This window comes from Prochlorococcus marinus str. NATL2A, from assembly GCF_000012465.1.
GTDB classification, from domain to species: domain Bacteria; phylum Cyanobacteriota; class Cyanobacteriia; order PCC-6307; family Cyanobiaceae; genus Prochlorococcus_B; species Prochlorococcus_B marinus_B.
In genome coordinates, this window is sequence record NC_007335.2 from 167,582 (window position 1) to 181,954 (window position 14,373).

A 14,373-nucleotide genomic window follows, 5' to 3' on the forward strand; every position below is an offset into this window, starting at 1 on the left:
TTAATTTGGCAATTATTAATGAAGCCTTGCATTTTACTCATTGAAGATGACCAAGACATGAGAGATCTGGTTGCAGGGCATCTTGAGCACACTGGTTTTGATGTCCAAAAAGCAGAGGACGGAATCAAGGGCCAAGCTTTAGCTCTGCAATACGCGCCTGATCTAATTCTCCTTGATTTAATGCTTCCTAAAGTTGATGGTTTAACTCTTTGTCAGCGGTTAAGAAGAGATGAGAGAACATCAGCAATACCTATTCTTATGATTACTGCTTTAGGTGGAATTAAAGATAAAGTTACGGGTTTTAATTCTGGTGCAGATGATTACATCACAAAACCATTCGATCTTGAGGAATTACAAGTAAGGATCAAGGCGTTGTTAAGAAGAACTAATCGTGCACCACTGGGAAGTAATAATCAGCAAGAAATACTCGATTATGGCCCTCTTACACTTGTTCCTGAAAGATTTGAGGCGATATGGTTCGAATCTCCAGTTCGTTTGACTCATTTAGAATTTGAATTGCTCCATTGTTTGATGCAAAGGCATGGGCAGACAGTTGCACCCTCTTTAATTCTTAAAGAAGTTTGGGGTTACGAGCCTGATGATGATATTGAGACTATTAGGGTGCATGTAAGACATTTAAGAACCAAGCTTGAACCTGATCCAAGGAAACCAAGATTCATCAAAACTGTATACGGTGCAGGATATTGCTTGGAATTACCAACAGGGGACAAAATAAGTGAGATTCAACCTTCAATAACTCAAGCTAGAGAAACTAACTCTTTCAAAAATAATACAGATGAAAGAGTGATTGCTTAATTAAGAAAGTTTATTTCCAATAAAGTTACTTCCCAAGCAAGTCTAGGCTGCACAAACTTCAATAATTGTTTTCTAAGCTCTTCAAGTTGTATAACAATATTAGAATTTTTTTCTTTTATCCATGCCCTATTCTGTTGAAAATCAATAAGCCATAGTTGTTGCTCTATGTTTAGTTCATCTGTAATTTCCTTGGCTAATTTCAATAACTCAATTGGATTATTTAATTGGATTTCTAACTTTTGTCTTAATGAAGTTGACAAAGATAACCAAAATTGAAGATTTACTATACAGCGCCCAGGAGATCCATATGAAAAATCTATTAATTCTTGAATTTTGTTACTAGTAATATCATCTATCTCTTGAATAACTTCTGATTTTTTAATAATTTTGTTTACTTGATTATCATTCAGGCGTATGAATGGCACTATCTGACATCTTGATCTAATAGTTGATAATAATTTCTCTGGTCTTTGTGTGATAAGAATAAATAATCCTGTACATGTTTCTTCAAGAGTTTTTAATAATGCATTTGCTGCAGATTCATTTATTCTTTCAATATCCTCAATTATTACTATGCTTCTTTCAGATTCAAATGGCTTTTTCCCTAAAAATTCTATTATTTCTTTAATTTGATTTAGCCTTATTTGCGGAGGCGATTTCATACTTATACCATCTAAAATTGCTTTTGTCTGAGAAATACTTTGACCTTGGACTATATAAGATGGCTCTACCCATAATAAGTCAGGATGATTATTATTATTTATTTTTATTTTTGTACTTTTTTTTTCCTGATTCTTGTCAAGAATAGAGTTAATGAAAATTTTAGCAGTTTTTTTTCTTCCAACTCCCTCTGGACCAGAAAATAAATAAGCATGAGAAATATGTTCTTTTGAAATAGCAGATTTTAAAATTTTAATTGCTAAATCTTGCCCAAATATATTTTGAAAATCGTCCATTTTATTTGTTTTTTATTAATTTTTTTATTTCAGATTTAATCTCAGATATGATTTTTTCTTTAGAGTCAATAGCAGATATTTTTTTCCAGTTACTGTCCTCGGACAATGCTTGAAAGCCGAGAGAAACATTGGATAAAAACTCTCTACCTTCTTTTTCTATTCGATCATCTTTTCTATTTCTTCTTCTTCTTATACTTTCTTCAATGGGAATGTCTAATAGAAATGTAATATCTGGAGCAATTCCCTGCGTCGCTATTGCTTCGAGATCCTTAATTAAATTGATATCTAACTTCCTTCCATAACCTTGATAAGCAAGTGTTGATCCACAAAATCTATCGCTTATTACCCAATCCCCTTGATCTAAAGTTGGGCGAATAATTTCATTGATATGTTGTGATCTATCTGCGGCATAAAGCAAAAGCTCAGTAATAGAATCTGGGCTTTTTTCTATGGAAGTATCTAGTAGAAGCGATCTTATTGATTTTCCTAATTTTGTTCCTCCTGGCTCTCTAGTGATGACTAATTTATTGTTTTCAGGTATGAGGTCGGAACTAATAAGCCATTTGGATAATTGATTGATTTGAGTGGTTTTACCCGAGCCATCAATACCCTCAAAAACAATAAACTTTCCTTTCATTTTGACTTCAAAGACAAGGCATTAAGTACAACACTTATAGAGCTCAAAGCCATAAGTAAAGCCGCCAAGGGAGGAGATAGTAATAAGCCAGAAGATGGTAAAAGTAATCCTGCAGCGATTGGTAAAGCAATTAAGTTATATCCAAATGCCCAAGCAAGGTTTTGTTTTATTTTGAGCATTGCTTGCTTTGATAGATTTAATGCATTTGGAAGGGCTTCCAAATTTTCTCCAAGCAGAACAAGATCAGCAGAATCTTGCGCGATTTGAGTTCCAGTTCCTATCGCTACTCCTAAGTCTGCAGCCGCCAGAGCTGGGGCATCATTAATTCCATCACCTATCATCGCGACTAAACCATTATTTTTTAATAAGTTCAATTTATTAAGCTTGTCTGAGGGTAACATTTGCCATGTAACTTGTTTTGAACTAAATCCCAATTTTTCCCCTATAGATAAAACTGCTGAATCTCTATCGCCACTAAATAAACTTAATGAAAAACCTCTTGAGCGTAATTTATTAATTGAAAGGAAAGCATCTTTTCTTATTTGGTCATCAATCAAGAAAAAACCTAATAATTTGTTATCCAGAGCAACTGCGACTATTGATTGAGCTTTTCTTTTTGAAAGCTTGAAATTATTTTCAATCATTGCATTCCATTCAATTCCTTCACTTTTGATCCATTCGGGAGTTCCGACTCTTATAAGTCCTTCTAAGTTATTAATTTTGCCCGCTAAGCCTTTACCTGGATACGTGGTTGAGCTTGACACTTTTTCTAGTTTGATTTCTTTTTTATGTGCTTCTTGAATAATTGCTTGGGCCAGCGGATGCCGACTTTCTTGTTCAATGCTTGCCGCCAATTGGAGCATGAAATTTCTTTCTAACTCATTGTTTTTCCAGCAGCCAACAACTAAAGGCCTTCCAATCGTGAGTGTACCTGTTTTATCAAAAATAATTTGACTTATTTTTGAGGCCATTTCTATGACATCTCCACCCTTGAAAAGCCATCCTCGTTTAGCCGCTTCCCCAGAAGCAACAGTTATTACCGTTGGCGTGGCAAGTCCTAGTGCACATGGACAGGCCACAACTAAAACAGCTATTGATAATTGAAATGAGAGACCAATAGGTGTTTGAGGGGTATTCATTAAATGATCATGCAAGTTATGGCTATGCATGAAACCTGCATTAGATACTTCTAAAACTTCTGGCCATATCCTCGTACCTATTCTCCACCAAAAAAGAAAAGTTATTAAAGCAAGAGTTGTTACCCCATAGCAGAACATACCTGCCACCTTGTCGGCTAATCCCTGAATTGGTGCTTTTCTAGCTTGAGCTTCTTCAACTAAACTTATTATTTTAGCGATTGCGGTTTCAGATCCAATTTTTTGAACTTCTAAAGTAATTGTTGACTCTAAATTTAGGCTGCCAGAGGGTAGCTCGACTCCAGGTGTTGCTTCTAGCGGTAAAGACTCGCCAGTTAAACTAGAGATATCTATTGCCGAATTTCCTTTTATAACTAAGCCATCTACTGGGATTCTATCCCCTGCTAATAATTGGATTTTTTCTCCTGGTTTTAGAGCACCTATTCTAATTTCACGAATTTCGTTATTGTCTAAAATTAGATTGGCTGTTTCTGGTTGTAATTTTGCTAATTCTTTTAATGCTGTGCCAGTGTTGATTCGTGCTCTTTCCTCTAAAAAACGTCCTAATAAAACAAATCCAAGCAGCATGACCGGTTCATTGAAAAAACATGGCCAGCCAACTGTCGGCCAAATTAAAGCAATTATGCTTGCTATGTAAGCACTCATTACACCAAGACTGACTAAGGTATCCATAGTCGGTGTAAGCATGATTGCGGACTTTAGACCCGCGTTTAGGATCGATTTACCTGGTCCTAGCAAAGCAAATGTTGCGAGTGCAGCATGAAAAGGCAATGAACCAATAAGTGGAAAAGATATTTGTTGACCCTCTACTAAATGTCCCAACCCCGAAAGGATTAATAATGAAGTAGCGATTATTAGTTGTCGCCATTTATTCCATAAATTCTGATTTTCGTTTCTTTCTAACTCGGTATTTTTTGTTATTGTTTGATCAGGTCTTTCCGTTGTTGGAAAGCCCTTTGATGTAAGAGTTTGTATTACATCGGAAAAGGGGTAATTAGGCTCTTTAATTTCTACTAAAGCCGTTTTTGTAACTAAATTAACGCTTGCATTGTTTATGTTTGGGTGGTTTTTAAGTATTTTTTCAACTGCCTGTACACAACTTCCGCACCTCATTCCATCTATATCAAGCAGAATTGACTTTTTGCTTTGGGCAATCTTTTTGTTGCTCAAGGGAATATAAATTTTGGATACTTATTCTAAATTTAATAAATAAAAAGCATGTTGCATTTATTTAATGATTTATTAATACATAAAAATTAGTTTCATTATTTGTATACATTTTTTTATTTTCAGGCAGGATAGAATCATAATGCATTGATATTGGTTCAATCGTGCCTAGAAGTCAAAACAAAGACAATTTTCTTGATAAGGCCTTCACGAAGATGGCTGAGGGAATAGTGAAAGTGATGCCAATCGACTCCAAAGAAAAAGAAGCCTATCTTTATTACAGAAAAGGTTTGGCAGCTCAAAATGATGGAGATTACTCAGAGGCTCTGGAGTATTACGAAGAAAGCTTAAAACTTGAGGACAATCAAGTTGATAGAGGAGAGACATTAAAAAATATGGCAATAATTTATATGAGTAATGGAGACGAAGAGAGAGCAATAAATACATATAAAAAAGCTTTAGGACAAAATCCTAAACAGCCATCTTGCTTGAAAAATATGGGATTAATTTATGAAAAAAGAGGAAGAATGGCTCAAAGAAATGGTAATCAAGATGAGTGTGATATTTGGTTCGATCAGGCAGCGGAAGTTTGGAGTAAAGCTGTTCGTTTATACCCAGGAGGATATTTAGATATAGAAAATTGGCTGAAGACTACAGGCAGAGGTAATGTTGATGTTTATTTATAAGTAACTAAAACGCGGATTAATTATTATCTAAAGCATATATTAAAGCTTGATTAATATTAGAAGCTTTTAATATTTTTAATTTTTGATTAGTTTCAAACTCACTTGTGTCTATTCCATCTGGGATAATCAATGTCTTATATCCAAGTCTTATAACTTCATTAATCCGTTGTTGCATTTGTCTGACTAATCTTAATTGACCAGCTAAACCTATCTCTCCTATAAAAACTACACCTTCTTCAAGCTCAATATCTTTCAAGCTCGAAACTATTGCAGCAGCTATTCCTAAATCAGCCCCAGGTTCTTCTACTTCTAATCCCCCAGCTACAGCCAGATAACAGTCATATCTTGAGAGCGAAAGATTCATATTCTTTTCTAGAACTGCCAAGATTTGATGAAGCCTGTTTATCTCAATGCCAGTTGTAGTTCTTCTTGGACTTGCATAACTCGTGGGATTTAAAAGTGCTTGTATATCGATGGCTAATGGTCTTGTTCCCTCACAAGTAACAATTGTTGAAATCCCAGGTGCAGAGGTTTTGCTTAAAAATAATTCACTTGGATTAGGAACCTCCGATAATCCATCTGCTTGCATTTCAAAGACTCCAAGCTCAGAAGTGGCACCAAAGCGATTTTTCACACCTCTTAGTAGTCTGTGAGAAGCGAATCGATCGCCCTCAAAAGTAAGTACTGCATCCACAAGATGCTCAAGAACTTTCGGTCCGGCTAACATTCCATCCTTTGTAACGTGCCCGATGATCAAAAGGGATATGTTTTGTCGTTTAGCAATTTGCTGTAAAGCTGCTGAACATTCTCTAACTTGAGCTACTGAGCCGGGTGAACTTGATAAACTTTGATCATGCAAAGCTTGAATACTATCAATCACTGCAACCTCAGGTTTCAAATGATCAAGCTCTTTTATAACCATCTCTAGATCTGTTTCTGCGAGTAAATGAAGATTTGACTCAGCATCCTCAATTCGATTCCATCTAAGTTTTACTTGTTGAGCAGATTCTTCAGCAGCCACATAAAGGACTGATTTGTGATGAGCCATTTCAGTCGCACTTTGCAAAATAAGAGTGCTTTTCCCAATACCTGGGTCTCCCCCAATTAATACAAGTGATCCAGGCACTAAGCCACCTCCAAGTACCCTGTCTAATTCCTTATATCCACTTGAAATGCGTTCAATAAGTTGGTTTTTTGTTTGGCTTATTAGTTCTGAACGATAGGGAGATTTTTCCTTAGGAGAATTAATCTTTGTGTAAATAGATTTATCTGATTTTTGATTAATTTTTTCTTCTATTATTGAGTTCCATTCTCCACAATTATTGCAGCGACCAAAGAATTGCCTGGTTTGAGCACCGCAACTTTGACAGACATAAATAGAGACAGAACGAGACACTTAGTTGTAAAAAGGAAGTTGGCTGTAGTTGAATAAAGATAGTGATCTTTAAATGTTGGTGAACCTTCGCTTAAGATCTTGTCGCAGCCGCCAAAGCTAAGGAACAAATGACGGCCACAAGTCCCTCAAAGGAAACCATCCTCGTAGCTGATGATGAGGCAAGTATTAGGAGGATCCTAGAAACTCGCCTATCCATGATTGGCTATCAGGTAGTTACTGCTTGTGATGGAAATGAGGCTTTGGATCTTTTCAGGAATTGTGAGCCTGATTTGGTTGTACTCGATGTCATGATGCCTAAATTAGATGGATATGGAGTTTGCCAGGAACTAAGAAAGGAATCAGATGTTCCGATAGTTATGCTGACAGCCTTGGGAGATGTTGCAGATAGAATTACTGGACTTGAGCTAGGTGCTGATGATTATGTTGTTAAACCATTTAGCCCAAAAGAATTAGAAGCTAGAATCAGATGTGTATTAAGAAGGGTAGAGAAAGAACAAATAGCAGGACTTCCTAATTCAGGTGTCATTGCGGTTATGAATTTAAAGATTGATACAAATAAGCGTCAGGTTTATAGAAACGATGAACGAATTCGATTAACAGGTATGGAATTTAGTCTTTTAGAACTGTTGGTTAGTCGTTCAGGAGAACCTTTTAGTCGAGGTGAGATTCTTAAAGAAGTTTGGGGATATACCCCTGAAAGACATGTTGATACGAGAGTAGTGGATGTTCATATTTCTAGACTTAGATCAAAACTTGAGGATGATCCTGCAAATCCAGAACTAATACTTACTGCAAGAGGAACAGGTTATCTTTTTCAAAGAATTGTTGACTCTATGATTCCTGAAGGATCATAAATAAGTGGAAAAAAATCACCTAAATAATAAAACTAATCGCTCTAAAGCAATTAGACGATTGGTGATTTGGTATCGCCGAAACTCAGCTGTAACAAGTCTTGTTGACACTGCAACAAGCTCAGCTACAGCAGCTAGTAATGTCGCAGGAACAGTTGTTTCTAACGCTGGTTCCGTTGTTACTAGTGCTGGATCAATTGCTAGAAGTACTTTAGAGCCATTTGTGTTTGATCCCCTTAGAAGACTCCAAGGTGGAGAAAGTACGGATGAAAAAAATACAATTCAAGATTCTGACAGAATTTGGGTCGCTGTCGATGGAATGGGAGGAGATTATGCACCTGGAGCAATTCTTGATGGGTGTTTAAAATCTTTGTCTCTACTTCCATTGAAAATTAAATTTGTAGGTGAAATTGACAAAATAAAAAAAGCAGCGCTTGAATTTGGCTTAGAAGAATCTTTAGATAAAGCAATAGATGATGGGAATTTCGAATTAATTGCTAGTGGCCTTTCAGTTGGTATGGATGAAGAAGCCACTGCCGTTCGCAAAAAAAAGGATGCGAGCATCAATATCGCAATGAAATTAGTAAAAGATGGAAAAGCTATGGGTGTCTATTCAGCGGGAAATTCTGGTGCAATGATGGCCTCAGGAATTTTTAAGTTGGGACGTCTGAAAGGAATTGATCGTCCAGCAATTGGAGCATTATTCCCAACTAAAGATCCTGGCCAACCAGTATTGGTTTTAGATGTTGGAGCAAATATGGATTGTAAACCAACCTATTTGCATCAATTTGCTCTTCTAGGAAATATTTATTCTCGAGATGTTTTGCAGGTTGATAAGCCAAGAATAGGATTATTAAATATTGGCGAAGAATCCTGTAAGGGTAATGAGCTTTCCCAAGCAACTTACAAACTTTTAAATGAGGAAGAACGTTTTTGTTTTTCTGGAAATTGTGAAGGAAGAGATGTTTTATCGGGTGATTTTGATGTTGTTGTTTGTGATGGATTTACAGGAAACGTGTTGTTGAAATTTTTAGAGTCAGTAGGAAGTGTTCTTTTGGGAGTTTTAAGAGCTGAGTTGCCAAGAGGAAGAAGAGGTAAAGTTGGTTCTGCTTTTTTGAGAAATAATTTAAAACGAATAAAGAAACGTCTAGATCATGCAGAACATGGTGGAGCTTTACTTCTTGGAATTAATGGAATTTGTGTCGTTGGTCACGGAGGAAGTAAAGCTTTATCAGTTTTAAGTGCTTTAAGAGTTGTTCATTCAGCTGCAAGCCATGGAGTAATGGATGATTTAGCAGATTTGAACCAACCAGTTGTCTTAAAGGTCTGATTGGAACTGTCTGTCCTACCATGTGATTGACTTATGAAATGAGGGCTTTTTTTAGATTTGATTAGTAATTCTCAATTGGACTTAGGAATATCCTTTGTTGGGAGCGGAAGTGCTACTCCACAAAAGATAATCAAGAATGATCAACTTGGTCAGAGAGTGGATACTAATGATGAATGGATTCAAACCAGAACAGGTATTGGTCAAAGAAGGGTTATTGGAGAAAATGAGTCTCTGATTGATTTGGCTACTGATGCAGCAGTGAATGCTGTCAAAATGGCTGATTGGGATGTGCAAACTATCGATTTGATAATTCTTGCAACATCTACTCCAGAAGATTTATTTGGCTCGGCGCCTAAAATTCAATCAAATTTGGGAGCTTCAAATGCAGTCGCTTTTGATTTAACTGCAGCTTGTAGTGGCTTTTTATTTGCTTTGGTAACTGCCTCACAATATTTAGCTTCTGGATCTATGAAAAGAGCTTTAGTGATTGGAGCAGACCAATTATCCAAATGGGTGGATTGGGATGATAGAAAGACCTGCGTTTTGTTTGGAGATGGAGCAGGAGCAGTAGCTCTTGAGAGTTCTGGTGATGAAAGTGGATTGATTGGATATGATTTGAAGTCTGATGGAAGCAAAGGAGGTTGCTTAAATCTCTCTCAATCAAATGTTTTTTTAGATTTAGTGCAAGGAGCTAACCATCAAAAAGGGGAATATTTACCAATCAAAATGGAGGGAAAGGAAGTTTATAAATTTGCAGTTAAAGAAGTTCCAATAATTCTTGGGGAAATCTTAGAAAAATGTCAAATCAAGTCAGAGAGTATCGATTGGCTTCTGTTGCACCAAGCTAATCAAAGAATTCTTGATGCTGTGGCTTCGAGATTTTCAATACCATCAGAAAAAGTGCTTTCAAATTTGAAATATTATGGAAATACATCTGCAGCAACGATCCCACTCATGCTTGATGAGGCAGTTAGAGATAAGAGAATCAAATCAGGCGATTTAATAGCTTGTAGTGGTTTTGGTGCTGGCTTGAGTTGGGGAGCAGCTTTGTTTTATTGGCATGGTCCCTATTAAGCTGTTTTACAATTAATCTAGAAAATTATGACTATTGCCTGGGTCTTTCCTGGACAAGGCTCTCAAAAATTAGGTATGGCAAATTCTTTGCAAGACTTGCCTGGTTCTAGAGAAAGATTTGAATTAGCCTCTCAAATTCTTGGAAGAGATCTTTGGAAAATCTGTTCTGGTGAAGTGGCTCCAAATGAAGAAATATATGACTTAAACGATACTAGAAACACTCAACCTGCACTTTTTGTTGTTGAGTCACTATTGGTTGATGATTTAAAAAGACAAGGAAGAGAAACCCACATGATTGCAGGCCATAGTCTCGGAGAAATAGTTGGTCTTTACTCAGCAGATGTTTTAGATGCGAAGACAGCGTTAATACTTTTAAAAAAAAGATCTGAATTGATGGCAGCGGCAGGAGGAGGAGCAATGATTGCAGTAATGGGATTTGATCGAGATGAATTAGATGATTTGATCAGAGAAACTGAGGGTGCATCCATAGCTAATGACAATAGTGAATCTCAAGTTGTTTTATCTGGTTCACCTGAAGCAGTGAGGAAAGTGGCTGATAATTTAAAATGTAAAAGAGCTATTCCTTTAAAAGTTTCTGGTGCTTTTCACTCAATATTTATGACTGAAGCTTCTAAAAGCTTTAACGAAGAACTTGATCAAGTAACTTTTCAAGATTCGCAAGTTCCTGTGCTTAGCAATGTTGATCCAACTCCAACTGTAAATGGTGACATATTGAAAGATCGCCTAAAAAAACAAATGACCACAGGTGTTAGATGGAGAGAGACTATGCAGGTGATGCAAAATAAAGGGATAACAACAATGGTTGAGATTGGACCTGGGAACGTGCTTAGCGGTCTTGCTAAACGATCAATGAAAGGGACAATGACTAGTCAAATATCAAATGCCAGTGATTTGGGTTATTGATTTTGGAACAATTTAGAATTGTTGAAGGAGTTGAACAAATCAATAAAAATATGCCTCGACAAAGTTTTGTTTATGCTTGCGTAAGTTATCTCTTTGTTTTTCCGATTTTTCGTTTTTTGTTTAGAGGTCAAACGAAAGGGATTTCGAATTTACCTAATACAGGTGGGGTTGTCATTGTATCTAATCACGGTTCTCACCTGGACCCTCCGATTTTGGGCCATGCTTTGGGCAGACCAGTAGCTTTTATGGCAAAATCTGAACTTTTCAATGTGCCTCTTTTGTCATTCATAATTTCTGCTTGTGGTGCCTATCCAGTTAAGAGGGGTGCTGGAGATAGAGAAGCACTAAGAAATGCTTCTAATCGATTAGTTGAAGGTTGGGCTACAGGTGTATTTTTGGATGGAACCAGACAAGAAAATGGAAGAGTTAATGATCCTAAAGCAGGCGCTGCTCTATTGGCTGCGAGGACAGGTTCTCCTATTCTTCCTGTGGCAATAGTTAATAGTCACAGAGCTTTTCCAAAAGGATCCCTTCTTCCCCGATTTGTATCTATTCATTTAAGAGTTGGTGAATTAATCCAACCTCCTAAAACACGTAAAAGAGAAGATTTAACATCAACAACTAAAGAAATTCAAATATCTATAAATTCAATGTTGGATCAAGGCCTTATAAAGAATATTTGACCTTAAACTATCTCTGTAGAATATAAAAATATTCGAACTTATTTATATTGATTATTTATTGTCAATTGGTGAAGTTGGGTAGATGGGCAATGTTTTTCTCCAATCAGATGACAAATTTGAATCATGACAATATTGAGAAAAATTGATAAGTGAGATGATATCTTTTTCGATATTATTAGAAGCCTCGATAGAGGGATTCAAAATTTTTTCATTACTTGTTAACTGTGGAGAAATTATTTCATTAAACTCATGGAAATTTGACCCTTTGTGAATTTTAACTAGTTGATACTTGCCAGCGACAATTCCTCTTCGTGGCAAAAGATCTTTTATCCAAAATGAATTCAAGATTTGATTTTTATTAAGATCTTTGTAAAGTCTTGGAGCCATTAAATGAAATGAACTCATGGAATCTAATGAACAATCAATTTGCTGAGCAATTGTTCTAGCCATTGAGATTGTTAGTCTTGTACTGGTAAAACTTCCAGGGCCTTTTGCTACTGAAATGCGGATTATTTGCTTCCAAAACTTTCTAGGCAGCATTGTTTCAATACAACTAAATAATTTGTTCGATAATGATCGCCCAATATTAAATACTTCGCTTCTTATTATTTTTTCTGAATTTTCAGTATCCTTAATGGCAATTCCGAAGGATTGTGAGGAGCTATGTAGTGCTAATAAAAATTTTGATTTTGAGTTATGGAAATTTGTCAACTGATTTATTATTATTGTTATTTTGGAATTTCTTCCCCAGGACGAAGCCTGCTCCATTTCCCTAGATCTTGGTGAAAACTATCGCACCCTCTTACATCCCATTCAATGCCTGTTTCGCTATCTGGCATGTCAATAATATTGATGTGTATTTTGGGGTTTGTGCCTTGAAAATCTGGATTTTTGGAAAGGTGTTTGACTTGGTGATGTTCTTCAACTGTGTAGTAGGTCTTACATCTATCTACCCAAGCACAATCAACACAGATGCACATAACTATTAAAGTAAAATCTAGGTGTCATTTTGATAAGTAAGGACACATTACTATCAAATGATCTTTTTGGAGATTTAAATCCAAGAGATTGGCCCATATCAATATCTGACTTACCTCCTGGCAGTGCCTTGGTCGGCGGTTCAGTCAGAGATGCATTATTGAACAAATTGAGTCAAAAACCTGATTTGGATTTTGTAATACCAACAAATGCCATTAATTTCAGCGAAAACTTATCTAAAAAGATTAATGGCACATTTATAAAGCTTGATGAAAAAAGAGATATTGCTCGACTAGTGATTAATGGTTGGACCCTGGATTTTGCTCGACAAGTTGGAGAAAATCTCCAAGATGATTTACTAAGACGTGATTTTCGAATTAATGCAATTGCTTTAAGGCTTACAGGAAAACCAGAGATTTTTGATCCAACTGGAGGAATTAATGATTTAAAAAGTAAGAAAATAGTTGCAATTAGTGAAAAGAACTTACTTGACGACCCTTTGAGGATTCTTAGGGGGTTTCGATTTATGTGTGAATTAGATTTTGAGTTAGAGAAAAAAACTAAAACGTTTCTCAAAAATAATGTGGATAAATTAAGTAATATTGCACCTGAGAGGATGAAAATGGAGATCTTAAAAATAGTTAATTCAAAATGGAATTCTTCAGTTTGGAAAACATATTTAGAACTTCAATTATTGAACGAATGGAATGATAATAATTTCCCTTATATTGAATTGGAAAGAAAAGATATTTCTACGAAAAATCTAATATTTGGAAGCTTTTTATCGAAACTAATTTTTTTACTTAGTGATGAGGGCTTGTCTCGTTTGACCTTTAGTAAAAATCAAATAAAAAGATGTAAGAACCTTAGATTCTGGGTTCATAAAATTAATAAATTAGATGATCTTTCCGAAGATGAAAGATTTCAACTTCACATTGATTTGGAAGAGGATTTGCCCTCTTTCATCCTTTTTTTGAAAGAAAGGGATTCAAGTCCTTGGTTAAAACGCTGGAAAGACCCCCACGATCCCCTCTTTCACCCCTCTGCGCCTTTTGATGGCCATTTGCTTCAAAAAGCTTTTGGAATCCCTCCTGGTCCGTTCTTAGGCGAACTTATTAGGTATCTTTCCAGGGAAAAAGCTTATGGGAGAATCTCCACAAACAATGAGGCTATGGAGGTCGCTCGTAAATGGACCCTAGAGAATTCCCCCTTTTTGTGATTAACTACACACAAATCAAATTAATCTCGGCCGTATGCCGTCGTCTCCTTATCCCCTTTTTTCTAAATGAGTGTTCGTCTTTACATCGGTAATTTGCCGCAGAATGTCAATGTTAAAGAACTTGAAGCCCTCCTAACATCTATTGGAGAAGGCATCAAATTTAAAGCTGTTTTCGATAGAGATACCAAAGCTTGCAGGGGATTTGGGTTCGCGAATATTAAAGATGAGAATGTTGCAAATGAGCTTATTGAAAAATTAAATGGTCAAGAATTTAATGGTAATAAATTGAGGGTTGAGCGTTCTGAGCGTAAAGATTCAAATTCCGGAAATTCAAGACGAGGAGGGAACGCCAATAATGGAAATAAAGGTTCTAGTCGTAAAGATGTTAAGAAAGTTGTACATAGCGATGCGCCAATGAAAGAAGCTCCAGATCCAAGATGGGCTGGAGAACTATCAAAATTAAAAGATCTTTTAGCTAATCAAAAAACTCCCGCTTAAA

15 protein-coding genes are annotated in these 14,373 nt (G+C 36.2%); 9 read left to right on the top strand and 6 right to left on the bottom strand.

Going from position 1 to position 14,373, the window contains the following annotated elements:
* Positions 1-18 precede the first annotated feature (18 nt).
* Positions 19-816: a response regulator transcription factor gene (locus PMN2A_RS00870; protein WP_011294127.1), complete on the top strand. Its 798-nt coding sequence runs from the start codon at positions 19-21 to the stop codon at positions 814-816.
* Here the strand turns inward: PMN2A_RS00870 and PMN2A_RS00875 are convergent.
* Genes PMN2A_RS00875 through PMN2A_RS00885 form a run of 3 tightly spaced genes read right to left on the bottom strand, consistent with a single transcriptional unit; the run spans position 813 to position 4,736 of the window.
* The gene (locus PMN2A_RS00875; protein WP_011294128.1) at positions 813-1,772 is read right to left on the bottom strand and encodes a DNA polymerase III subunit delta'; all 960 of its coding nucleotides are present in this window, start codon (positions 1,770-1,772) and stop codon (positions 813-815) included. The two genes, PMN2A_RS00870 and PMN2A_RS00875, sit on opposite strands and share 4 nt — an antisense overlap.
* A gap of 1 nt (position 1,773) precedes the next feature.
* Positions 1,774-2,409 (bottom strand): dTMP kinase, encoded by a 636-nt coding sequence (tmk, locus tag PMN2A_RS00880; protein ID WP_011294129.1) that lies wholly within the window; start codon positions 2,407-2,409, stop codon positions 1,774-1,776.
* Positions 2,406-4,736, bottom strand: a complete 2,331-nt coding sequence (locus PMN2A_RS00885) for a heavy metal translocating P-type ATPase (protein WP_011294130.1) — start codon at positions 4,734-4,736, stop codon at positions 2,406-2,408. Before PMN2A_RS00885 ends, tmk begins: the two co-directional genes overlap by 4 nt.
* A gap of 161 nt (positions 4,737-4,897) precedes the next feature.
* Here PMN2A_RS00885 and PMN2A_RS00890 point away from each other — a divergent pair, with 161 nt between their 5' ends.
* Entirely contained in the window at positions 4,898-5,419 is a 522-nt protein-coding gene (locus PMN2A_RS00890) for a photosystem I assembly protein Ycf3 (RefSeq protein WP_011294131.1), read from the top strand.
* Positions 5,420-5,435: 16 nt separating this feature from the next.
* Here PMN2A_RS00890 and radA read toward each other — a convergent pair whose 3' ends face one another.
* Positions 5,436-6,815 carry a DNA repair protein RadA gene (radA, locus tag PMN2A_RS00895; RefSeq protein WP_011294132.1) on the bottom strand — a complete coding sequence of 460 codons (1,380 nt, stop codon included), beginning with the start codon at positions 6,813-6,815 and terminating at the stop codon, positions 5,436-5,438.
* A gap of 107 nt (positions 6,816-6,922) precedes the next feature.
* Here radA and rpaB point away from each other — a divergent pair, with 107 nt between their 5' ends.
* The 5 genes from rpaB to PMN2A_RS00920 are packed head-to-tail and all read left to right on the top strand — an operon-like array spanning position 6,923 to position 11,677.
* Positions 6,923-7,669: a response regulator transcription factor RpaB gene (gene rpaB, locus PMN2A_RS00900; protein WP_011294133.1), complete on the top strand. Its 747-nt coding sequence runs from the start codon at positions 6,923-6,925 to the stop codon at positions 7,667-7,669.
* 4 nt (positions 7,670-7,673) lie between these two features.
* Positions 7,674-8,996: a phosphate acyltransferase PlsX gene (gene plsX / locus PMN2A_RS00905; protein ID WP_011294134.1), complete on the top strand. Its 1,323-nt coding sequence runs from the start codon at positions 7,674-7,676 to the stop codon at positions 8,994-8,996.
* A 57-nt stretch (positions 8,997-9,053) separates the two neighbouring features.
* Complete coding sequence (locus tag PMN2A_RS00910; RefSeq protein ID WP_011294135.1) at positions 9,054-10,070, top strand: beta-ketoacyl-ACP synthase III; 1,017 nt, start codon at positions 9,054-9,056, stop codon at positions 10,068-10,070.
* A 27-nt stretch (positions 10,071-10,097) separates the two neighbouring features.
* Entirely contained in the window at positions 10,098-10,994 is an 897-nt protein-coding gene (gene fabD / locus PMN2A_RS00915; RefSeq protein WP_011294136.1) for an ACP S-malonyltransferase, read from the top strand.
* 50 nt (positions 10,995-11,044) lie between these two features.
* Entirely contained in the window at positions 11,045-11,677 is a 633-nt protein-coding gene (locus PMN2A_RS00920) for a lysophospholipid acyltransferase family protein (RefSeq protein WP_011294137.1), read from the top strand.
* Positions 11,678-11,728: 51 nt separating this feature from the next.
* Here PMN2A_RS00920 and tsaB read toward each other — a convergent pair whose 3' ends face one another.
* Positions 11,729-12,445: a tRNA (adenosine(37)-N6)-threonylcarbamoyltransferase complex dimerization subunit type 1 TsaB gene (gene tsaB, locus PMN2A_RS00925; protein ID WP_049752677.1), complete on the bottom strand. Its 717-nt coding sequence runs from the start codon at positions 12,443-12,445 to the stop codon at positions 11,729-11,731.
* On the bottom strand, positions 12,406-12,657 hold the full coding sequence (locus PMN2A_RS00930) for a Ycf34 family protein (protein WP_011294139.1): 252 nt from the start codon (positions 12,655-12,657) through the stop codon (positions 12,406-12,408). Before PMN2A_RS00930 ends, tsaB begins: the two co-directional genes overlap by 40 nt.
* Positions 12,658-12,686: 29 nt before the next feature.
* Between PMN2A_RS00930 and PMN2A_RS00935 the strand changes: the two genes are divergently transcribed.
* The gene (locus tag PMN2A_RS00935) at positions 12,687-13,874 is read left to right on the top strand and encodes a CCA tRNA nucleotidyltransferase (protein WP_011294140.1); all 1,188 of its coding nucleotides are present in this window, start codon (positions 12,687-12,689) and stop codon (positions 13,872-13,874) included.
* Positions 13,875-13,940: 66 nt separating this feature from the next.
* On the top strand, positions 13,941-14,372 hold the full coding sequence (locus tag PMN2A_RS00940) for an RNA recognition motif domain-containing protein (protein WP_011294141.1): 432 nt from the start codon (positions 13,941-13,943) through the stop codon (positions 14,370-14,372).
* Position 14,373 lies beyond the last annotated feature (1 nt).